General features: G+C 70.7%; 22 protein-coding genes, 2 tRNA genes and 1 pseudogene. 17 read left to right on the top strand and 8 right to left on the bottom strand.

Translation table 11 applies throughout. The features are described from left to right. The coding region (locus ACFYXB_RS07180; protein ID WP_389578623.1) for a PP2C family protein-serine/threonine phosphatase at nucleotides 1-1,218 on the top strand (1,218 nt) is incomplete at its 5' end. 248 nt (nucleotides 1,219-1,466) lie between these two features. On the opposite strand, the gene ACFYXB_RS07175 is transcribed toward ACFYXB_RS07180, so the two are convergent. The 4 genes from ACFYXB_RS07175 to ACFYXB_RS07160 all read right to left on the bottom strand — a co-directional run bounded on the left by ACFYXB_RS07175 (nucleotide 1,467) and on the right by ACFYXB_RS07160 (nucleotide 3,870). Then, nucleotides 1,467-1,661, bottom strand: coding sequence for a hypothetical protein (locus ACFYXB_RS07175; RefSeq protein WP_389578621.1), 195 nt, complete (start codon nucleotides 1,659-1,661; stop codon nucleotides 1,467-1,469). Between the two features lie 128 nt (nucleotides 1,662-1,789). Continuing rightward, on the bottom strand, nucleotides 1,790-2,458 hold the full coding sequence (gene phoU, locus ACFYXB_RS07170) for a phosphate signaling complex protein PhoU (protein ID WP_389578618.1): 669 nt from the start codon (nucleotides 2,456-2,458) through the stop codon (nucleotides 1,790-1,792). A gap of 560 nt (nucleotides 2,459-3,018) precedes the next feature. Next, nucleotides 3,019-3,396 (bottom strand): hypothetical protein, encoded by a 378-nt coding sequence (locus ACFYXB_RS07165; protein ID WP_389578616.1) that lies wholly within the window; start codon nucleotides 3,394-3,396, stop codon nucleotides 3,019-3,021. Nucleotides 3,397-3,405: 9 nt separating this feature from the next. Further along, nucleotides 3,406-3,870 carry an NUDIX hydrolase gene (locus tag ACFYXB_RS07160; protein ID WP_389578613.1) on the bottom strand — a complete coding sequence of 155 codons (465 nt, stop codon included), beginning with the start codon at nucleotides 3,868-3,870 and terminating at the stop codon, nucleotides 3,406-3,408. An 18-nt stretch (nucleotides 3,871-3,888) separates the two neighbouring features. Here ACFYXB_RS07160 and ACFYXB_RS07155 point away from each other — a divergent pair, with 18 nt between their 5' ends. The 14 genes from ACFYXB_RS07155 to xerC all read left to right on the top strand — a co-directional run bounded on the left by ACFYXB_RS07155 (nucleotide 3,889) and on the right by xerC (nucleotide 12,160). Then, nucleotides 3,889-4,668, top strand: coding sequence for a GntR family transcriptional regulator (locus tag ACFYXB_RS07155; RefSeq protein ID WP_389578610.1), 780 nt, complete (start codon nucleotides 3,889-3,891; stop codon nucleotides 4,666-4,668). A 139-nt stretch (nucleotides 4,669-4,807) separates the two neighbouring features. Next, nucleotides 4,808-5,161: a hypothetical protein gene (locus ACFYXB_RS07150; RefSeq protein ID WP_389578607.1), complete on the top strand. Its 354-nt coding sequence runs from the start codon at nucleotides 4,808-4,810 to the stop codon at nucleotides 5,159-5,161. 2 nt (nucleotides 5,162-5,163) lie between these two features. Beyond that, entirely contained in the window at nucleotides 5,164-6,519 is a 1,356-nt protein-coding gene (locus ACFYXB_RS07145; protein ID WP_389578604.1) for an FtsK/SpoIIIE domain-containing protein, read from the top strand. An 81-nt stretch (nucleotides 6,520-6,600) separates the two neighbouring features. Next, nucleotides 6,601-6,804 (top strand): hypothetical protein, encoded by a 204-nt coding sequence (locus ACFYXB_RS07140; protein WP_389578601.1) that lies wholly within the window; start codon nucleotides 6,601-6,603, stop codon nucleotides 6,802-6,804. Continuing rightward, entirely contained in the window at nucleotides 6,804-7,484 is a 681-nt protein-coding gene (locus ACFYXB_RS07135; protein WP_389578674.1) for a DUF2637 domain-containing protein, read from the top strand. Before ACFYXB_RS07140 ends, ACFYXB_RS07135 begins: the two co-directional genes overlap by 1 nt. A gap of 19 nt (nucleotides 7,485-7,503) precedes the next feature. After that, nucleotides 7,504-7,695: a mobile element transfer protein gene (locus tag ACFYXB_RS07130; RefSeq protein ID WP_389578599.1), complete on the top strand. Its 192-nt coding sequence runs from the start codon at nucleotides 7,504-7,506 to the stop codon at nucleotides 7,693-7,695. Between the two features lie 12 nt (nucleotides 7,696-7,707). Next, the gene (locus ACFYXB_RS07125) at nucleotides 7,708-7,863 is read left to right on the top strand and encodes a hypothetical protein (protein WP_351133121.1); all 156 of its coding nucleotides are present in this window, start codon (nucleotides 7,708-7,710) and stop codon (nucleotides 7,861-7,863) included. 24 nt (nucleotides 7,864-7,887) lie between these two features. Next, nucleotides 7,888-8,220 carry a SpdD-like protein gene (locus ACFYXB_RS07120; protein WP_389578596.1) on the top strand — a complete coding sequence of 111 codons (333 nt, stop codon included), beginning with the start codon at nucleotides 7,888-7,890 and terminating at the stop codon, nucleotides 8,218-8,220. A gap of 91 nt (nucleotides 8,221-8,311) precedes the next feature. Beyond that, nucleotides 8,312-8,869, top strand: a complete 558-nt coding sequence (locus tag ACFYXB_RS07115; protein WP_389578594.1) for a GGDEF domain-containing protein — start codon at nucleotides 8,312-8,314, stop codon at nucleotides 8,867-8,869. Between the two features lie 91 nt (nucleotides 8,870-8,960). Further along, nucleotides 8,961-9,146 (top strand): hypothetical protein, encoded by a 186-nt coding sequence (locus tag ACFYXB_RS07110; protein WP_389578591.1) that lies wholly within the window; start codon nucleotides 8,961-8,963, stop codon nucleotides 9,144-9,146. Next, the gene (locus ACFYXB_RS07105; protein WP_389578588.1) at nucleotides 9,146-9,352 is read left to right on the top strand and encodes a hypothetical protein; all 207 of its coding nucleotides are present in this window, start codon (nucleotides 9,146-9,148) and stop codon (nucleotides 9,350-9,352) included. The genes ACFYXB_RS07110 and ACFYXB_RS07105 overlap by 1 nt, the downstream gene beginning before the upstream one ends. Next, the gene (gene repSA, locus ACFYXB_RS07100; protein ID WP_389578585.1) at nucleotides 9,349-10,731 is read left to right on the top strand and encodes a replication initiator protein RepSA; all 1,383 of its coding nucleotides are present in this window, start codon (nucleotides 9,349-9,351) and stop codon (nucleotides 10,729-10,731) included. The genes ACFYXB_RS07105 and repSA overlap by 4 nt, the downstream gene beginning before the upstream one ends. Further along, nucleotides 10,728-10,937: a helix-turn-helix domain-containing protein gene (locus tag ACFYXB_RS07095; RefSeq protein ID WP_389578578.1), complete on the top strand. Its 210-nt coding sequence runs from the start codon at nucleotides 10,728-10,730 to the stop codon at nucleotides 10,935-10,937. The genes repSA and ACFYXB_RS07095 overlap by 4 nt, the downstream gene beginning before the upstream one ends. After that, on the top strand, nucleotides 10,925-12,160 hold the full coding sequence (gene xerC, locus ACFYXB_RS07090; protein ID WP_389578575.1) for a tyrosine recombinase XerC: 1,236 nt from the start codon (nucleotides 10,925-10,927) through the stop codon (nucleotides 12,158-12,160). Before ACFYXB_RS07095 ends, xerC begins: the two co-directional genes overlap by 13 nt. Before the next feature lie 77 nt (nucleotides 12,161-12,237). Here xerC and ACFYXB_RS07085 read toward each other — a convergent pair. Together ACFYXB_RS07085 and ACFYXB_RS07080 are read right to left on the bottom strand one after the other, a co-directional pair. Continuing rightward, nucleotides 12,238-12,310: transfer RNA gene (locus ACFYXB_RS07085), tRNA-Arg, on the bottom strand. Between the two features lie 182 nt (nucleotides 12,311-12,492). Beyond that, nucleotides 12,493-12,583: transfer RNA gene (locus tag ACFYXB_RS07080), tRNA-Ser, on the bottom strand. Nucleotides 12,584-12,813: 230 nt separating this feature from the next. Here ACFYXB_RS07080 and ACFYXB_RS07075 point away from each other — a divergent pair. Beyond that, nucleotides 12,814-13,215: pseudogene (locus ACFYXB_RS07075) on the top strand (SSI family serine proteinase inhibitor); the annotation flags it as partial. Nucleotides 13,216-13,540: 325 nt separating this feature from the next. Next, the gene (locus ACFYXB_RS07070) at nucleotides 13,541-17,809 is read left to right on the top strand and encodes a PAS domain-containing protein (protein ID WP_389578572.1); all 4,269 of its coding nucleotides are present in this window, start codon (nucleotides 13,541-13,543) and stop codon (nucleotides 17,807-17,809) included. A gap of 57 nt (nucleotides 17,810-17,866) precedes the next feature. Here ACFYXB_RS07070 and ACFYXB_RS07065 read toward each other — a convergent pair whose 3' ends face one another. Together ACFYXB_RS07065 and ACFYXB_RS07060 are read right to left on the bottom strand one after the other, a co-directional pair. Then, nucleotides 17,867-19,522, bottom strand: a complete 1,656-nt coding sequence (locus ACFYXB_RS07065) for a long-chain fatty acid--CoA ligase (protein ID WP_389578569.1) — start codon at nucleotides 19,520-19,522, stop codon at nucleotides 17,867-17,869. A gap of 136 nt (nucleotides 19,523-19,658) precedes the next feature. Beyond that, on the bottom strand, nucleotides 19,659-20,216 hold the full coding sequence (locus ACFYXB_RS07060) for a SigE family RNA polymerase sigma factor (RefSeq protein WP_389578567.1): 558 nt from the start codon (nucleotides 20,214-20,216) through the stop codon (nucleotides 19,659-19,661). Nucleotides 20,217-20,317: the final 101 nt, after the last annotated feature.

Genomic DNA, 20,317 nt, shown 5'->3' with positions numbered 1-20,317 from the left:
CGTGCCAAGGAGATCGCCGACTTCTCCTCCGCCTTGATCACCGCAGCCACGGGGCAGGAGCTGCGGCAGGTCGTCCTGACCCGGCTCGCCGCGACATTCGGGGCCAGCGGCGTCCTGTTCGCACTCGTCGACGACGGCCGCCTGCGCTACTTCACCGATGCCGGGATGGCCGTGTGGGAGATCGAGACCCTGGACGGCCTGCGGCTGGACCATCCGAGCCCGCTGCCCGAGGTGATCCGAACCGGCCGACCGCAGTTCATCCCCGACCGGGAGGATTACATCCGCCGCTGGCCGCACGGGGTCCTTATTCCGTGGTTCTCCCGGATCGGCTTCGACTATGCCGTCTCGATCACCCCCCTCAGCGAGATCGGCAATCAGCCGCTCGGGGCGTGGATGGTCTTCTACCGCAGTAGACATCGGCCGTCGTTGGACGAGCGGACCCTCGTGGGTACGCTGGCCGACCTGGCGGGCCAGGCAGTGCGGCGCATCAGGTTGCAGCAGGCGCGCGTCGAGCTGGCCACGGCGCTGCAGCAGAGCATGCTGCCCAGGCTGCCCGAGCACCTGGCGGGCCTGGAGGTCGCCGCCCGCTACCGGCCTAGCCGGGACGGGTTGGACATCGGCGGGGACTGGTACGACGCCTTCGTGATGCCCGACGGCGCGGTCGCCCTGGAGATCGGCGACGCTCAAGGGCATGACGTGGACGCCGCTGCATCCATGGGACAGGTGCGCGCCTCCATACGTGCGATCGCCGCCCACGAGCCGGATCCCGCGACCGTGCTGACGCGCATCAACGAGTTGCTGGTCACGATGGATGCGGCACGGTTCGCCAGCTGCACGATGCTGCATCTCGACCCGCGCGACGGACGGGTCACCGGCACCAGCGCCGGCCACGTGCCGCTGCTGTGCGCGCGCAAGGACGGCAGCCACAGCATCCGCGAACTGCCGGGCGGGCCGGTCCTGGGAGTCGTGCCCGACACCCAGTACCGCGAGGAGACCTTCACCCTGGACAAGGACAGCGCGCTGGTCATGGTCACCGACGGCGTGGTCGAAGGACCGGGCCTGACGCTGGAGGCCGGACTGGAACGAGCCGGAACACTGGCCGGCGCGGCCCTCCACGACGGACTGGACGCGGAGGAGACCGCCGACCGCATCCTCGACGCCGCCGTCGCGGTAGACCACCTCGACGACGTGGCCGTGCTGGTCATCCGACGCACGTGACTGCCTCAAGCCGACGCGCGCCATCAATCGGCCGATGACGACGCCCACGCCGGCACAGGCTTTGACATCTAGCCTCATCTTTATCAGGTCGATCACCAGGGGCCGTCGACGTCGACCGACCGGTCCTGCACCTCGGCCGATCGTCCACGGAGGTCCGGCGTCGACCGCTGCTGTTCGCGCTTGTTGGTGTCAGCCGCTGGTGTCAGCCGCCGCGCGCGGTCTTGACAAGCGCTGCTCTTCTAGAGCTGTCAGAGGCGGGCTTCCGCGGCCTGCTGCCGGTGATCATCGGCAATCTGCACTGCCTGGGTTTCCGCCACGATGCCGCTGTCGAGGCCGCAGGTGCATCGCACCACGGCACGCCCGGTGGGCTCGTACTCGACCCACCCTCCCCGGTGCGTTTTGCCCCGGGTGATGCCACGCACGACCGTCATGTGTTCCACCATGCGCCCATGCTGACCGCCGGGGCGCGGCTTGCCAACGCCACGTGCGCCGAATGGGGCCGCACCCCAGCTCGCAGCTATGCGCCGCGCGAGCGCCAGACAAGCGGGCACCCTGCCGGGCCTGACGGAGGTCATGCGGGCCCGTCCGTGAGCAGCTCGTCTGCGTGCTCACCCGTGACCAGATAGACCACGCGCCGGGCCACCGACACCGCATGATCGGCGAACCGCTCGTAGTAGCGGCCGACCAGCGTGACGTCCACGGCGGTCTCGACGCCGTGATGCCACTGGTCGTCCATGAGGTGATGGAAGATCGTACGGTGCAGCTCGTCCATGCGGTCGTCGTCCTTCTCCAGCTGGAGTGCCGCAGCGACGTCGTGGGTGATGAGCACCTCGGCGGCCTGCGCCATCAGGCGCTGCGCGAGCTGACCCATCTCCAGGACCGTGCGGCGCAGATCGCGCGGCACCGCCCGCTGCGGGTAGCGCATCCGGGCCAGCTTGGCCACATGCTCGGCCAGGTCACCACTGCGCTCCAGATCCGCGCTCATACGCAGCGAGGAGACCACCACCCGGAGGTCCGTGGCCACCGGCTGCTGCCGCGCCAGCACCGCAATCGCCCGGTTCTCCAGGTCGCGCTGGAGGTCATCGACCTTCACATCGGCCGAGATCACGTGCTCGGCCAGCTGCAGGTCGGCATCCAGGAGCGCGGTCGTGGCCAGGCCTATGGCCGATCCGGCCAGGTTCGCCATCTCCACCAGGCCATCACAGATCGACTCCAGTTCCTCGTGATAGGCCTCGCGCATCGCGTCCTCCCCCATCTAGTCGTGTGTGCCGACTCCCCCGCTCACGGTCAGGCTTGCACACATCATGCAGGGGCTGGCGGCTGCTCTGCTCTGAATCGGTCCGTCACAGTCCGCCTGTCGTCCTCAACCCACCACACTCCCCAGCTCCCATCCCGTCTGCCGTCGACCCACACACCGTGGAGCGGACGTGGTTCATGGCGTCCAGGTGGAGCGCGCCACTGTACGAACGACCTGGACGCCATGGGCCGCGTCTGCTCGGCTCTGCCTGGGTTGACGGTGGACGGGATGGGAGCTCCCCGCGCACGCCACGATGGACCCGCAGTCGGGAACGGCGCCCCCTCCATCCCGGTGTCGGCCGATCCCCCGCCGGAGGCTCGTCCTTGACCGTGGCCCGCATTCGTGCGGTGCTCGCCTTCATGGCCTCGGCCCTATCCACACGTGGGCGCGCGTCGGCGCAGCGCGGGCGGAGCGGGCCGAAGGCAGGAGCGGCGCCCGGAGCGGAGCCGGGAGCGCGCCCGGCGGAGCGGAGCGCAGCCGGGCTTGATGAAGTAGAGAAAGTTCTATCCCTTGGGCTGACTGCGCTCAGCGCGGTACTCGTCCAGCAGGCTGAAGAACAGCTCGACCGCTGGTGTGTTGGAGGCTTCAGCCTCGCGCTCGATCTCAGCTGCCCATCCCAGGGAGCTGTGCCGACCCAGCCGCTTCCACAGCCACTCGGCGAATGGCCCCTGGCAGCCAGGGTTCCAGAAGTCGAAGTCCTCTGCGGTGCCGTGCACTGCCAACGCGACTCGGTATCCAACAAGCATGGAGTCGAGATGCTGCAGGGAACTGCCAGGCAGCCACATCCCGGGGCGTAGGCGGACCTCGTCGAGGAAGTCGTGTACGTCGCCCAGCTCGGTCAGCTGCCTCGGCTTCTGCCGTGTTCCATCTGGTGCAGTCATCGGGGCACCTTAGCGGCGCAGCAGCTGCTTGCCATCGTGGCTCCGCACGTGCGGGCCGTTGCCGTCCAAGGCGTCTAGGAGCCGGATCGCGAAGACCTCGGCCACGCGCTCGCTGACCTCTTCGGGCGTGAGCCAGTCAACCGCGGTCGATTCGCTGGACGTGCGCTCGGTGCCCCCGGAGGGCTTGCACCGGAAGACCAAGGCAACGACGCCCCTGGTCGTGTTCTTGTAGACCCCGGTGAGCTGGTCCACCTCGACGTGAATGCCCGTCTCCTCCAGGACCTCGCGGGCGACGCCAGCCTCGGGGGTCTCATCGAGTTCGAGCACTCCACCCGGGAGCTCCCAAGTGCCGTTGTCCGCACGGCGGATCGCCAGGAGTCGGCCGTCTTCACCGACCACCACTCCCGCTACGGACACGGAGTGCAGCGGCGTTGACTCGCCTTCCTGGACCCTGTTACTCATGTGCAGGAGCATAGGAGGAAGAGAAGGACTATGGGAACAGCAGTAGGAGGTGAGCGGTCCGTACCTCGCTACGTACAGATCGCCGACGAGATCGTGCAGCAGATCCGGGCTGGCGTCCTCAAGCCAGGCGACATGGTGCCCAGCGAGTCCGAGTTGGTCGACCGCTACGGCGTTTCAGGCGGCACGATCCGTAAGGCCATGGTCGAGGTGCGCGCGAGTGGACTGGTCGAAACGCGGCACGGCAAGGGCTCGACCGTGAAGGATCGGCCGCCAGTGCGCCATCGGTCCTCCGACCGCTTCCGGCGCTCGCTTCGGCAGGGCGGCAAGTCCGCCTATCTCGCCGAGTCCGAGCAGTCGGGCGCCACAGCCAAGGTGAGCGTCCTCTACATCGGCCCGATGGAGGCCCCGGAGGATGCCGCGGAACGCTTGGGTATCTCCGCCGGCACTCAGGTGCTCGCCCGACGGCGCCTCTACTTCCGCAACGGCACGCCCGTCGAGACGGCAACGTCGTACCTCCCGTGGGACGTCGTGAAGGACATCCCCGAGCTGTTCGCCGAGAATCCCGGCGGTGGCGGTATCTATGCCCGACTCGAAGATCACGGGCACGAGTTCGAGGAGTTCGTCGAGACGCTGCAAGGGCGTCCGGCCTCCAAGGCGGAGTCCTCGGAGCTGGCTCTCAGCCCCGGCGCCCCGGTCATCCACCTGATCCGTGAGGCCCGTACGACCGAGGGTCGCGTGGTGGAGGTCTGCGACACCCTCATGGCCGCTGACCAGTTCGTTTTCGAGTACCGGATCCCCGCAGTCGACTGACGCTCCCTCAACTCCCCTCAGCCCGTCGCGAGTTCTTCATCGCGACGGGTTGACTCATATACAGGAGTCATGCACTCTTCTTCATGTCACTCATATACATGAGTGACGGAGTCCAGCCTCTATAGAGGAGTGAATCTCTGTGCGTCAGATCCCCGTCGACACCACGAACGCGACCGTGATGGTCGCCAAGGCTCCGCAACCGAAGATCAAGGACCGTCGTACCGGTGAGATCGCCGTGGACAAGGACGGCGTCACGCTGATGACGGTGGAGGTCATGTTCTCCACGCCGGACGAGGTGGAGATCCTGAAGCTCACCGTTCCCGAGCCGGGCGTCTCCGAGGACCTGGTCATGGGAACCCCGGTCGCGCTGACGGGCCTGGTGGCCTCGGCATGGGAGAACGAGTTCAACGGGCAGAAGCGGCACGGGATCGCCTTCCGCGCGGTCGCCGTCACCTCGCTCGCCGCCACCGGCTCGGCGCCGAAGGCGGCCTGATCATGACCGGGTTAACGATCGCCCTGGTGTTGATCGTTGCTGCCGCGCTGGTCCTGCGGTGGTGGCGCCCCGCCTGGTACTGGCTGACTTTCGGGGCCGCGTTCGCCGTGCTGCGGGTCCTGGTCCGCTACACCTCGGTGATGGACGCGTGCAGGCTGACTGTCCCGCCCTCGCGCTGGCGTCTGGCCCTGGCCCGGATGACCAACCGGCCCGTCCCGGAGTCGAGGGCCCCGCGCATCCTGCGTCTCCGGCCCACCCGGACCGGCCTGGTCCTGCGGCTCAAACTCCGCCCCGGACAGGACGCGTTCGACGTCTCCGCCGCCACCGACCGGCTACGTCACTCCTTCGGCATGTACGGCGTGACCTCCCGGGAACTGCGCTCCGGTGTCGTGGAAGTGCGGATGACCGGCTACGACGTCCTCAAGCGGGTCCAGATGCCCGCCAAGGCTGATCCGGCGCCGATGCGAGTCCCGGTCGCGCTGCGGGAGGACGGGGCCGTGCACTACCGCGACTACCGGGCCGTTCCGCACGGACTCACCCTCGGCGCGACCGAGTCCGGGAAGTCCGTCTACCAGCGCAACCTGGTGGCCGGCCTCGCCCCGATGGATGTCGCCTTGGTCGGGATCGACTGTAAGCAGGGGGTCGAACTCTTCCCGCTGGCGCGCCGGTTCTCCGCGCTCGCCGACAATCCCGACTCCGCTCTCGATCTCCTCGAAGCCCTCGTCTCGCACATGGCGGACGTCTATCAGGTGATCCGGGCTGAGCAGCGGATCACGGTGAACGTGCCGGATGCGGAGATCGCCGCCGACATCTGGGACCTGCCCGAGCACCTGCGGCCGACTCCCATCGTGGTCCTGGTGGACGAGGTCGCCGAACTCGCCCTGTTCGCGTCCAAGGACGAGGAGAAGCGCCGCGACCGGATCATCACGGCCCTGGTGCGCCTCGCCCAGCTGGGTAGGGCTGCGGGGATCTATCTGGAGATCTGCGGGCAGCGCTTCGGCTCCGAACTCGGCAAGGGCATCACGATGCTCCGGGCCCAGCTCACCGGCCGCACCGCCCACCGCGTCAACGACGAATCCTCCGCCAACATGGCCTTCGGCGATATCGCCCCGGACGCCGTCCTCGCCGCGATCCAGATCCCCACTGACACCCCCGGCATCGCCGTGACCGGCGACTCCTCCGGCGGCTGGGCCCGCATCCGCGCCCCGCACACCTCGCTGCGTGCAGCGGTGAACATCTGCAACCGCTACGCCGACTGGACCCCGGACCTGCCCGCTCTCGCGGCCTTCCGGCCCATCGTCGGCTCCCCGACCCCGGTCTGCGATCCGCTCGCCAAGGCCGCGCCCGCGACCGTCTGATCTCTCCCGCTCTCCGGTTGGCGTGACCGTCTCGCGCCGGGTCCCTACCCCCTCCATGCCTGCTGAAGGGAGAAGCACGTCATGTGCCCCGACTGCGAGGACTTCGCCCGTACCGTGCTCCTGCTGGGCCAACTCGCCCTCTACGCCGACGTATCCGGCGCTGATCAGGGCTTCATCGACGCCGTGGGCCCGTCGCTGGCCGCGTCCCTGCCCGAGCCGCCGGCGGGGACGTTCCCGCCCGGCTACGACCCGGCCGACGGCCCCGACTACCCCGGCGGCTCGTGATGGCGCGGCCCGCGTTCCGCGTGGACGCCGTCCTGGTCCAGGCCGTCATCGCCGGAGCTCTGTCCTTCGCCCACCTGCACGAGCTGGCCGACGCTGCCGGTCAGACCGGTTGGAAGGGATGGGCCTACCCGATCAGCGTGGATCTTCTCCTGGTCGCCGCCTGGCGCCGGCTTCGCTCCGATGGGCCGTCGCGGCTGGCCTGGTGCTGGTTCCTGATCGCCCTGGTGGCCTCGCTCGGCGCGAACGTCGCCACCGCCGGGTTCCTCGACCTGGCCCATCCTCCGGCCTGGCTGCGGTTCGGCATCGCCGGATGGCCCGCCCTCGCCTTCCTCGGCGGCACCCTTCTCGCCCACTCGCACGCTGCCGAGGACGAGGACCTGGAGCCGGTTCAGCCGGCCTCCACGGGCCCGGCTCCGACGCCGGAGGTCGAGCGGGAATCCGTCCCCGATCCGCAGCCCGAACCGGCATCGCTTCCCGTGTCCGACGGGACCCCAGCCTTGGCACCCGCTGCCCCGGCTTCGCCGCTTCCGTCGGTCCCGGCCGCGCTGGTCGACCACGCCCGCAAGCTCGCCGCCGACCACCAGGCCCGCACCGGCGCCCACATCGACACCGACACCCTGCGCGCCCGCCTCGGCGTCCCGCCCCAGCTCGCCGATGCCATCGCCGCCCAACTCGCCTGACCCGGAAGGAGAACCCGTCATGCCTGCCCGCGACCACTTCCACTCCGTGATGCGGATCGGCCCGGTGCAGATCGGCGCCCACCGCGACCGCCACGGCCACACCAAGCACGCCGCGGTGTGCACCAACGATCACTGCGGCTGGTCCGCCGACTACTCCAGCCAGACCGCCGCCCAGCTCGCCGCCCGCACCCACCACTGCACCGCCCGATAGGAGAACGGCCTCGTGGACGTCCCGCTCTGGTTCGCCCTGATCGTCGTCGGCTGGCTCGGCGTCAAGCTCATCCGCCCGCCCTGGTGGCTCGTCGCCGTCCTCCTGCTCGGCGGCTACCTCCTCGCCGACAGCCTGCTCGCGCCCGTCATCGACACCGCCGTCAAGTAACCACCCCAGAAGGGAGACCCCGCCATGCTCCGCCCCAAGGTCCCGGCCATGCCCCAGCCCACCAGCCAGATCACCCCGCCCGCCCGGGTCGTCGAACCGACCGCCGTCATCCAGCAGAGCCCGCAGCACTTCGCGCCCGCCCCGGCCGACTCCCCGTCGCCGCTCCCGGCCCGGCCGGCCGTGCAGCTCACCCGCGGCTCCGTGCTCGCCCTCGTCGGCACCGGCGCGGCCGTGGTCCTGGTCGTCGGCGCGGTCCTGGTCTCGCTGCTCCTCGCGGTCGCCATCACTGCTGCGTCCGTCGCCGTCTGCGCCCTGGTCATCCGCTCGCTGGTCGCCTCGGACAACCGGCGCCGCTGAGCGGCCTTCGGACGGTGTCACAAGCCACCAAGCATCGCCGCCGTCCGGACGGCTCACGCACCTCTCTTCCAACCGCTTCTGAAGGAGAACCGTGGACACGCAAGTACTGGCATTCGTCCCGCCGTTAGTCGGCTGGGCCGCTCACTCCGGGTTCCTCGCCCACCGGCTCGCAGTTGCTCGCCGCGACCCGCTCACCGGCCTGCACACCCGAGCGGGATGGACCGCCCGCGCCACTCGCCTCATCCGCCGGCACCCGGACGCGCTCGTCGTCCTGGTCGACCTGGACGGCTTCAAGACCCTCAACGACACCTACGGCCACGCCGCCGGGGACACCGCGCTCACCGTGGCCGCATCCCGCCTCGCCACCTGGTGCGGTCGGCACGGGATCGCCGGACGTCTCGGCGGAGACGAGTTCGTCGCCATCATCGACCACACGGCCCGACCCGACCTCACCGAGCTGGGTCGCGCCCTGCACCGGCCCTTCCTCCACGCCGGGCAGACGCTGCCGCTCGCCGCGTCCGTGGGCTCCTGCCGTCTGGCGGACCTGCCCACCCACACGCTTCCCGGAGCTCTCGCCGCTGCCGACGCCGCCATGTACGCGGCCAAGGGACGCGCCGCTCGCCGCGGGCAACGCCCCGTCTCTTTCTGACCGGCCCTCCGGGCGGCGCACAAGCCACCAAGCATCGCCGCCGCCCGGACGGTCCGGCCCCTTCCAACCGCAATCGAAAGGAACCCCCAGCATGACGCACCACACCCGACCCCGGGCCCGGATCTGCCCGAACTGCGACGGCTTCGCCTCCGCCGCCGTCACCCTCGGCGGCCGCAACCGGCACGGACTCTTGCGGACCATCACCGCCCACTGCCCGGCCTGCCACGGCACCGGCACCACCACCCGCCCCGCCGTCCGCCAGGCGGTGAGCGTCTGATGCCCCGCAACTGGAGCCGCGGAGTCGACCGCATCCCGCCCGACCCGATCGACGGCGACTACGACCGCCTGAAAAAGATCGTCAAGGCGCACCACCTGCACGACAAGGACCGGGCCGCGAAGGCCACCCGCGCCGGCCGCTCCTCCAACGAGGCGTCCAGCAGCAACGCCAACACCCCTCAGAAGCGCGGATGGTGGCGCCGTTGAACCTCACAACCCAGCTCGACCCGGTCACCCTCGGCGATCTGCTGAGGGTGGCCTCGGCCGACGACTTCGACCGCTGGCACGAGCAGATCCGCCGCACCGGCGGCTGCGCCGACCCCATCCACCTCACCGGCTGGACCCTCACCAAGGACAAGACCACCGGCCAGACCCTCCACCACTACTCCACCGAGACCGAGCCCGGCGGACGGCTCCGCCTCGCCTGCGGCAACCGGCGCGCCTCCCGCTGCCCCTCCTGCGCATGGACCTACGCGGGCGACACCTACCACTTGATCCGTGCGGGCCTGGCGGGCGACGACCGCCGCCACATCCCCTCCACGGTCCGCGACCACCCCCGCGTCTTCGCCACCCTCACCGCTCCGTCCTTCGGCCCCGTCCACAACCGCCCCGACCACGGCGTCTGCCGCTGCGGGACCCGGCATCCGGCCGACGACCCCGCGCTCGGGACGGCGCTCGATCCGGAGACGTACGACTACGCGGGCGCCGTCCTGTTCAACAACCACGCGGGCGACCTGTGGCAGCGCTTCACCACCCGCCTTCGCCGCGAGATCGCCGCCCGCGCCGGCCTCACCCGCCGCGAACTGCCCGACCACGTACGACTGTCGTACGGCAAGGTCGCCGAGTTCCAAAAGCGCGGTGCCCTGCACTTCCACGCCGTGATCCGGCTCGACGGACCGGACGGACCCGAGACCCCGCCGCCGTCCTGGGCGACGGCGGGCCTCCTCACCGACGCCATCCACGCCGCCGCGGCGCACTCCTACACCTCGGTCTCCGTTCCGGCCGCCGAGGACCAGCCCGCCCGCACCTTCCGCTGGGGCACCCAGCTCGACGTCCGCCCCGTCAAGGCCTTCGGCGACGGCTCCGACATCACCGAACAGGCCGTCGCCTCCTACGTCGCCAAGTACGCCACCAAAGCAGCCGAGAACACCGGCACCCTGGACCGCCGCATCGGCGAACTCTCCGAACTCGACCGCCACCAGATCCCTGACCACACCCGTCGCCTGATCGAGGCGTGCAAGCAGCTCGATCCGCTCTACCCGGAACGCCGTCTGTGGGCCTGGGCTCACATGCTCGGCTTCCGCGGCCATTTCTCCTCAAAGTCCCGCCGCTACTCGACCACCCTCGGCGAACTCCGCCAGGCCCGCGCCGACTTCCGCGCCGCCCAGGAGCGCGAAGCCCTTGGCCTGGACGACCGCGAGCCGGACACCGTGCTTGTCCTCACCGACTGGCAGTACGCCGGACACGGTCACACCCCGGGTGAGTCCGCCCTCGCCGCGACCATCGCCCGGGACCTCCAGCTGAACCGCGAAACCGCCCGCGCAGCACTGCAAGACCAACTCGCCCTGGAAGGAGCCGCAACATGACGACCACCCTGATCGAGCGGAAGTGGTACACCACACGGGAGGTCGCTGAAATGCTCGGCTACGGGCTTTCCAAGACCAAGATGCTGATCCTGACCGGGGAGATCCGCTCCATCAAGGACGGTCGTAGCCGCCGCATCCTGCCTCGCTACGTGGACGAGTACGTCGAACGCCGCACCCGGGAAGCCGAAGCGGGGTGGGCGGCATGAGCGGCAAGCGCGGCAACGGTGAGGGCTCGATCTACCCGTACAAGAACGGCTACGCGGCCTACGTCTGGGTGACCAAGCCGGACGGCAAGCGGGCCCGGAAGTACGCCTACGGCAAGACACGCGAAGAGGTCCACGAGAAGTGGCTCCAGCTGCACGCCGACGCGAAGAAGGGACCAGTAGCCACCCGGCACCGGACGCTCGCCGCCTTCCTCGCGTATTGGCTCGACTCGATTGTGAAGCCCAACCTCGCCCCGCTCTCGTACATCTCGTACGAGGGGTACGTGCGGCTCTACATCGCCCCGCACCTCGGCGCGAAGCGGCTGGACAAACTGACGGTCCGGGATGTGCGCGAGTGGCTGACCAAGCTGGCGACTGTCTGCCAGTGCTGCGCCCAGGGGAAGGACGCCAAGCAGGAGCCCAACCGCCGGAAGTGTTGCGCGGTCGGCGACTGCTGCGAGTCCTATCCGTCCCGGCGAGTGATCCAAGGGTCCCGCGACGCCCTGCGCGCCGCACTCACCCACGCGGTCACCGAGGAAGAGATCACCAAGAACGTCGCCTCCCTGGTGAAGGTGCCCAAGCCTCGACGCCGTCGGATCAAGCCGTGGTCCGTCGCCGAGGCTGGACGGTTCCTCGCGGATGCGGCTGCCCGGGATGACCATCTCTTCGCGGCCTGGGTGCTCGTGTTGTGCCTCGGCCTGCGCCGTGGTGAGGTGCTCGGTCTGACGTGGAAGTCCGTCGACTTCGAGATGGGCGAGCTGTACGTGGATCATCAGATCCAGCGGGCGGGTCGGCAGATCCTGCACCGTGAGACCAAGACCGAGGACTCTGACGATTTCCTGCCTCTGCCGGCACTGTGCCTCAAGGCGCTGCGGATGCGTCGTGCCCAGCAGACCGGCGACCGGAAGGCCGCAGGGGAGCTCTGGCAAGACAGCCGCGATCTGATCTTCACCACGAAGTACGGAACCCCGATCGAGCCGGGCAACCTGACCCGTATGTTCGCGCTGCGTGCTCGCCGTGCCAGGCTCCGGGTCATCCCGCTGCGGAACACTCGGCACACGTGCAGTTCGCTCCTGGTCGCGCTCAAGGTCCACCCGAAGGTGGCGCAGCGCATACTCCGCCACTCGCAGATCGCCATGACGATGGAGGTCTACGCCGAGGCGAGTGAAGAAGAGGTACGCGCGGCGATCGGCAAGCTGTCCGACGCGATGGGCGGTACCGGCTGACACGGTTGCTGTACTTCGCTGCTGTACACCCATGAAACGCAAGAGGCCCCGGATCTCTCCGGGGCCTCTCACCTGTGTGCACTCGGCAGGATTCGAACCTGCAACCTTCTGATCCGTAGTCAGATGCTCTATCCGTTAAGCTACGAGTGCTTGTATTTTGATTTTCTGGCCCCGCCCCCGGCCCTTCCGGCCCGCTCGCGGCGACAGGAAGAACATTACATGACTGCCGCCGCCATGTGAAATCCATTGCCCGCACCCGTTGTGACCTGCGGAAACACGTCTGAAGCACCGAAGCCCCGGTCCTTGTGGACCGGGGCTTCGGTGATCAGGTGCGGAGGCGGAGGGATTTGAACCCTCGATGGGATTGAAGTCCCAAACCGCATTAGCAGTGCGGCGCCATAGACCGGACTAGGCGACGCCTCCAGCACAACCTCCCACGCGAGCGCGCGAGTGCTGCGTGCAGATGATGACACAGTCGAGCGTGCTGTCACCAATCGGCTCCCACGGTACTAGGCAGCCGGGCCGCAGGGCAAAGGCCTTCTCAGGGGTGCGGCGCAGCGCGGGCGCAACGTCCGCGGGTGTGGCGCGTTGGTCAGGTCATGTCGCCCATCGTCACCTCGCGCGCCGCCGTCACCACCGTCACGGCTTCCGTCATGGCCTCCCTCGCCTCGCTCGTCGCTCTCGTCACCGCCACGCCCGCCATCGCAGCCTCCCCGCCCGCCCTGCGCGACAGTGATCATCTGACCGTCACCGTCCGGCACGCCGGTGCCGGGCGTGACGGGACGTACCGGCTGTCGTGTCATCCCGGCTCCGGCAGTCACCCGGACGTGGCTGGCGCGTGCTCGGTCGTTGACCGGAACACGCGCTGGGGCAGTGAGCCCTTCGCGCCGGTGCCGCAGGGCAGCGTCTGCACGATGCAGTACGGCGGTCCGGCCACCGCCCATGTCACCGGGATCTGGGCCGGACGGCCGGTCGACGCGACGTACCACCGCAGCGACGGCTGCGAGATCGCCCGGTGGAACCGGATGGTCCCGCTCCTGCCTGACCTGGGCGGTCAACGGTCCGTGGGGGGGCTCGCGGACTGTTCACGGACGGTTCATGACCGGATCCCCGCTCCGGTGAAAGTTCCGCGGATGCCCCCCGGAATTCCGCGAAGTTCTGCGCAGGAGCGGCAAAGGAGCGGCGATGGAGTGGCGAAGGTTCGGCGACGGCCGGGCATGCGGTCACACGTTCCTCTTCACTTCGTCGTGCGACCTCCCTCTCATCCGGCGTCGCGGGCGCAACCACTGCCCTTAGACTCCCTCGCGTGACACGCCGCGGGACGGTTGGCAAGATGGCCCGAGCGGTGGGAAAAGTGCGGTAACAGGGAGGAAGCGTCTCGTGAGCAGCAGGCCATCCCGAGGCGCTGCTCGCCTCGCAGCCATACTCGACGCGCTTCCCGACGCGTTGGTACTGGTCAACGCCAATGGGACCGTCGTCAACGCCAACACGATCGCGCTGGAGGCGTTCGAGACCCCGGGCACGGCTCTGGTCGGGCGCGGGCTGCTCGATCTGCTGCCCCAGTTCGACTCCAAGCTCATCCCGGGCTCCATGCGCCGCCCCGACCGCATGGACCCGCAGGGGCGGACCAAGCCGACCCGGATGATCGCGCGGCGGACCGACGGCACCGAGTTCCCGGTCGAGGTCACCAGCGCCAACCTGGAGAACGGACAGCAGGCGTACGACGGTTACGGCTATACCGGCGACGAGCTGCTGATGCTCGTCGTACGCGATCTGTCCGGGACCGTCGACACCGAGGCCGAGCTGGCCCGTTCGCAGCGGCAGACCGAGATGATCCTGCGGGCCGCGTCCGAAGGCGTCGTCGGCACGGACACCGAGGGGCGGATCGTCCTGCTCAACCCGGCCGCCGCCCAGATCCTGGGCTACCGGGCCGGCGAACTCGGCGGCAAGGCGCTGCACGACCTCGTCCTGCACTCCCGCGGCGACGGCACCCCGTTCCCGTACGAGGAGTCGCCGCTCGCCGACACCCTGCGCTCCGGGCGCAAGCACCGGGTGCGCGGGCAGGTGCTGTGGTCCAAGGGCAACAAGAAGGTGCCCGTCGACCTGACGACCGCGCCGGTGCGCGACGGCGACCAGCTCGTCGGCGCCGTGATGACCTTCGCCGACCGGCGGCCGTACGACACGCTCGCCGAGGAGAAGGCCGGAGCCGAGAAGAAGCACGCCCAGGAGCTGGAGCGGCTCTCCGAGGAGCACGCCTCCGACCTCACCTCCCTGCGCCAGAAGCACGTGACCGAGCTCGAGGAGCTGCGGGAGCGGCATGAGGAGGAGCTCTCGGCGGGCGAGGAGCGGTACGCCGCGCTCGGCGAGCGGGAGAAGGACCGTTACGAGGCCCTGTACGGCCGCCACGAACAGCTCCTCACCCTGCTGAGCCGCTCGCTGCGCGGGCCGCTGGACGAGCTGCGCCGCGAGCTGGCGGCGCTCGCCGCCGACGACGCCGGGCAGCTGTGGCCGGAGGCCAACCAGGTGCTCCACCACCTCTCCGCCGGCTACTCGCGCATCACCCAGCTCATCGACAACGTCCTCGGCTACCAGCGGCTCGACGCCGGTACGGAGGACATCACCCGTACGAAGGTGATGCTCGACGCCGTCGTCGCCGCCGGTGTGGAGGGGGCCGTGGAGCTCATCGGCCCCGGCCGCGTGCAGTTCGCCGTGCACGCGCCGCCCATCGAGGCCGAGGTCGACCCGCAGCGCCTCGCGACCGCGCTCGCGCACCTCGTCGCGGACGTCGCCGGGGTCGACGCCACCGGCAACGCGCCCGTGTCGGCAGGCGGTTACATGGACAACACCGTGGTCGTGGCCGCGGCGCAGCGCGGTGAGGTCGTACGGATCGAGGTGCGCGGGCCGTACGCCGGGGGAGACCCGGTGCACGAGCCGATCGTGCGCGGGATCGTACGGGCGCACGGCGGCGTGCTGCAGACGCACGAGGTGCCGGGGATGAGCGGCAGTGCGTACGTCCTCGAAGTGCCGCTCGGGGGTGGGGCCGGGGCCGTCACGCCTCAGTCCCAGGCCCTCGAACTGGCTTCCGGTGCTCCGGCCGCCGAGCAGGCCTCCTCCGGTGGCGGTGGCGGACGGCGGCGGGCCCGGCGGTCCTCCGTGGACGCCTTCCTGGAGAGCGAGGTCCCGGGCACGTCCGGCGGCGGTTCCGACTCCGGTTCCGGTTCCGAGGCGGGGGCACCCGCGCCGACCGGGCGGCGCAGGAGGCGTGCGGCCGGGGAGACGGCGGACACTCCGGCCGAGGGCACGGAGGCCTCCGGCGGCACCGGGCGGCGGCGCGGGCGACCAGCCGATGTCGCTGCTGCCGGTGCCCGTGACCAGGGCGTTTCCGAGGGTGCCGTCGTGACCGCGGCGGAGCATGCCGCGGGGTCGGCTGCCTCGGGGGTGGGGCTCGGGACCGTACCGGCGCAGGGTGTTCCCGCGTCCGGCGGACGACGGGCCCGGCGCGACGCCGGTGAACCGCAGGCCCTGCCGGCCGCCCTGCCCGCGGCCCAGTCGACGCCGGAGCCGGCGCCGCAGGCCGCAGTGGCCGAGGGTGCCGAGCCGACCGGGCGGCGACGTCGTGCGCTGGCCGCCGCGGCGGAGCGTGCCGCGGCACAGGAGGCGGGCGCTCGTACGGTCTTCGCGCTGCCGCCCGCCGATGCGGACCGCACGCCCGAGTCCGCCGACGCGCGCACGCCAGTGCCAGCCACTGGACAGGCGCCGATGCCGATGCCGGGGTCCGTCGCCCCGGGTGACGGCGGCCGGCACGACGCTGTGGCCCATGACCTGGCCGAGGACCACACTCCTCCGCAGCCGCACCCCACCAACGCGCCGACGGGCCGCCGCCGACGCGCCGTGACCCGGCCGGGCGAGGCTCCGGGGACGCCCGCACAGGGGGTTCCCGCACAGGGGACCTCCGGGCAGGGAGTTCCGGCGCAGGGGACCTCCGGTCAGGCTGGTGTCGTGGCTCCGGCCGGTGGCGTCCCTGCGGCCGGTGCCGTTGCCCAGAACGGCGCCGGTCCTCAGGCGCTGCCCAGTGCAGCCGTGCCCGCGCAGGGCACCGTCGGACAGGGCCCGCAGATGACTCCCGCCCGGCCGGTTCCGGCCGGGCGTGTGGCCCCTGGACAGCCGGTTCCCCCAGCGCAGACGGCCCCCGGACAGCCCGTGCCCTCGCACACCGTCCCCCAACAGATCCCCCAGCCTTCGGCTCCCGCGCCCCAGCCTCCCCAGGCCCCGGCCCAGACCCGGGCCGTAGCCGCCCCGCAGCTCCCCGCACAGGGCGCCCCGGTGCAGCCCCCGGCCGCCCAGCCGCTCCCCGCGGAGGCGGCCCCGCAGCAGTGGCCCGGTGCCGACGCCACCCCCGCTGCGGGTACCACCGCCCGGACCCCGGCTCCCGGAACTCCCCTGCCGCCGGAGCGGGCCGGTGCTCCGGCGCGTGCCGCCCAGCCGCTGCCCGCCGAGGCGGCCGCCGCGCCGGTCGACCCGAACTCGACACAGGGGCGGGCGATCAGCGTGCGGACGCTGGGGCAGGGCGTGCCGTTCAGCAGGCAGGCCGCGCAGGTGCAGCAGCCGACGGCGGCCCCGACCCCGCCGCCCCATCAGCCGGTCGGTGGTGGCCGTCGCCGCAAGCTGGGCACACCGCGCGACCCTGACGCCCGCCCGGAGCAGCGCCCCGAGTCGGGGGCCAGGCCGCATCCGTCGGCCGAGCAGCCGACGCTCGGCGGGCAGTCCCGGCCGGCCACGGTCTCCGAGGGCGCCGGACGTTCGTACGCCATCGGCGCCCCCGACGAAAACGCGGCCGAGGGACCCGAGCCGCTGGACGGTCCGGGCGGGGCGATCGAGATCGCGGACACTCCGCGCCCGCAGCCGCTCGACGACGAGCTGCCGCCGGAGCCGCTGGACAACCCGCGCCGGCTGCTGGTGTGGCCCGCACCGGACGTGACGACTCAGCAGGCGCTCAGCGACCGCGGCTACCGTCCGGTGATCGTGCACTCCCGCGAGGAAGTCGACGCGCAGATTGCGGCGTTCCCGGCCGCGCTGTTCGTGGACCCGCTGACCGGGCCGATCACCCGTACCGCGCTGCAGTCACTGCGGCAGGCAGCCGTGGCCGCGGAGGTGCCGGTCCTCGTCACGGCCGGGCTCGGGCAGGCGACGCGTGAGGCGGCGTACGGCGCCGATCCCGCCGTACTGCTGAAGGCGCTCGCCCCGCGCGACAGTGAGCAGCATCCGCCGCGCGTCCTGCTCATCGAGGAGCACGCGGAGATCGCGCTGGCGCTGACGGCGGCGCTGGAGCGGCGCGGGATGCAGGTGGCACGGGCGGCGAGCGACGCGGACGCGGTGACGCTGGCCGGTCAGTTGCGGCCGAACCTGGTCGTGATGGACCTGATGCAGGTGCCCCGGCGGCAGGCCGGGTCCGCCGGGATCATCGACTGGCTGCGCGCGAACGGTCAGCTCAACCGCACCCCGCTCGTCGTCTACACCGCCGCCGTCGGCCAGGCCGACCTCCCGCTACTGGCCTCGGGCGAGACGGTGCTGTTCCTCGCGGAGCGCTCCACGAGCGCGGACGTGCAGAGCCGGATCGTCGATCTGCTGGCACGGATCGGCACCAACTAGCGGCCCGCGCCGCCGTTTTGAAGGCATGGCGCGGGCCGGTGTCGATGTCGGCGTCGGTCAGAGGTGCGTGATGTCCAACTGCCCGTCCGCGTACTGCCGTCGCAGCACCTTCTTGTCGAACTTCCCCACGCTCGTCTTCGGCACGGACGCGATGACCGTCCAGCGCTCCGGGAGCTGCCACTTGGCGATCCTTCGCTCCTCGGCGAGGAACGCGCGCAGGGTCTCGAAGTCGGCGGTGGCGCCCTCCTTGAGGACGACCGTGGCCAGCGGGCGCTCGCCCCACTTGTCGTCGGGGACGGCGACCACGGCTGCCTCGGCGACGTCCGGGTGGGACATCAGCGCGTTCTCCAGGTCGACCGAGGAGATCCACTCGCCGCCGGACTTGATGACGTCCTTGGCCCGGTCGGTGAGGGTGAGGAAGCCGTCGGGGGAGATCGTGCCGACGTCGCCCGTCTTCAGCCAGCCGTCCTCGCTGAACTTGTCGGCGGGGCGCAGGGGTTCGGCGTCGGGGCCGTTGTAGTAGGCGCCCGCGATCCATGGGCCGCGCACCTCCAGCTCGCCCGCCGACTCGCCGTCCCAGGGCAGGCGTTCGCCGCCGGGGCCGGTGAGCCGGGCCTCGACGCCGGCCGGGAAACGGCCCTGGGTGAGCCGGTACGCGAACTCCTCCTCCGTACCCACCGCGTGGGCCGGCGGCCGGGCCACCGTGCCGAGCGGGGAGGTCTCGGTCATGCCCCACGCGTGACAGACCCGCATGCCGAGCTTGTCGAAGGCCTCCATGAGGGAGGGCGGACAGGCCGAGCCGCCGATGGTGACCTGGGTGAGCGAGGAGACGTCACGGGGCTTGGCGTGCAGCTCGCCGAGCAGGCCCTGCCAGATCGTGGGCACGGCGGCCGCGTGGGTCGGGCGCTCGGTCTCGATCATCTCGGCCAGCGGCGCGGGCTGCAGGAAGCGGTCCGGCATCAGCATGTTGACGCCGGTCATGAAGGTGGCATGCGGCAGTCCCCAGGCGTTGACGTGGAACTGCGGCACCACGACCAGCGAGGTGTCCCGGTCGGTCAGACCCATGGACTGGGTCATGTTGACCTGCATGGAGTGCAGATAGATCGAACGATGGCTGTAGACCACGCCCTTGGGGTCGCCGGTGGTGCCCGAGGTGTAGCACATGGCGGCGGCCCGGAGTTCGTCCAGCTCCGGCCAGTCGTACGCGGTCGGCTTCCCGGCGAGCAACTCCTCGTACTCGTGCACCTGTACGCCGGCGTCCGCGAGCGGGGTGCGGTCGCCGGGACCGGAGACCACGATGTGCTCCAACGTCGTCAGCCGGGGCAGCAGCGGGGCGAGCAGCGGGATCAGCGAACCGTTGACGATCACCACGCGGTCGGCGGCGTGAGAGACGATGAAGGCCAACTGGTCGGCGGGCAGCCGGAGGTTGAGCGTGTGCAGCACCGCGCCCATGGCCGGGATCGCGAAGTACGCCTCGACGTGCTCGGCGTTGTTCCACATGAGCGTGGCAACGCGGTCGTCGTCCGCCACCCCGAGGTCCTCGCGCAGGGCGTGCGCCAACTGGGCCGCGCGGGCACCGACCTCGGCGAAACTGCGGCGGTGCGGCTCGGCCTCCCCCGTCCAGGTGGTGACCTGCGACGAACCGTGGACCGTCGACCCGTGGGTCAGGATCCTCGAGATCAGCAGCGGTACGTCCTGCATGGTGCTCAGCACGGCGTCCTCCCGGGGGCGACATTGCCTACGCGGTGGTAAGGGCTGCGCTGATTCTGCGCACATACCGCGTGGTATGTCACTAGGGCTCGGTGATCGATCACGTCACGTGCGGCCCCAATTGCCCCACGTGCGCCCTCTATCGCGCAAGCCCCAGCTCGGGATCCTCGCGCAGCTTGCCGAGCGCCCGCGACACCGCCGACTTCACCGTGCCCACCGAGACGCCGAGCACCTCGGCCGTCTGAACCTCGCTCAGGTCCTCGTAATACCTGAGGACGACCATCGCCCGCTGCCGCGCGGGCAGCTTCATGATGGCCCGCCACATCGCGTCGTGCAGCGCCTGCCGCTCCGCGGGGTCGTCCCCGGCGGGCACGGGCTCCGGCTCGGGCAGTTCGTCGCACACGAACTCGTCGACCTTGCGCTTGCGCCACTGCGACGTCCGGGTGTTGAGCAGCGCGCGGCGCACATAGCCGTCGAGCGCCCGGTGGTCCTCTATCCGCTCCCACGCCACGTACGTCTTGGCGAGCGCGGTCTGCAGCAGATCCTCCGCGTCGCTGGGGTTCGCGGTCAGCGACCGGGCGGTACGCAGCAGCACCGGCTGGCGGGCCCTGACGTACGACGAGAACGACGGATACGGGCGGCCCAGCCCGGCCGCGGTCGCGGCGTCCGAAGCGCTGGTGCAGACGGGTGTGGTCATGGCTCCACGCTAGGAGCGGCCCCCGGTCCTGCGGATCGGCCGCAGGTCCCGAAGCAGAGTCCGCCTCAGGTTGTAGGGCTGGGGTCGACTACACCTCCTGT

The sequence above is a fragment of the Streptomyces sp. NPDC002619 genome (genome assembly GCF_042889305.1).
Taxonomy (GTDB): Bacteria; Actinomycetota; Actinomycetes; order Streptomycetales; family Streptomycetaceae; genus Streptomyces.
The sequence above is the reverse complement of the archived record's forward strand: the minus strand, read 5'-3'. Positions and strand labels throughout refer to the sequence as shown.